Annotated in this window: 1 protein-coding gene; it reads right to left on the bottom strand. The window is 75.9% G+C overall.

From position 1 onward, the window contains the following. Positions 1-323 (bottom strand): hypothetical protein (locus tag HTV45_RS33635; protein WP_215209658.1); only part of this gene is annotated, 323 nt, incomplete at both ends.

Raw genomic sequence — 323 nt, 5'->3', positions numbered from 1 at the left:
CCAGGACGACCACCGTGTGCGGACCCGTATGGGCGCGAGCGGCCTCGGCCACCGAGGCACGGTCCAGATGCGGCCAGCCGGGACCGAGGGGGCCCTCGTCGAGGCGGCGCACCAGCTCGGCCGTCCGGGCGGCCGCCTGCTCGCGGTCGTACGCGAGGAGCAGCCGGCAGTCCTGCCCGTGCGTCGGGCGCAGATGCGGCAGCCACCCCAGCCAGGACCACTCGCGCCGCCGTTCCTCCAGCGGGCGGGAGCGGTCCGTGCTGATGAGGACGACCTCCTGGTCGAACGGGGAGTGCAGTGCCGCGAGCTGCGCCACCGTCGCG

It is taken from the genome of Streptomyces sp. CHD11, from assembly GCF_018638295.1.
Taxonomy (GTDB): Bacteria; Actinomycetota; Actinomycetes; order Streptomycetales; family Streptomycetaceae; genus Streptomyces.
The sequence above is the reverse complement of the archived record's forward strand: the minus strand, read 5'-3'. Positions and strand labels throughout refer to the sequence as shown.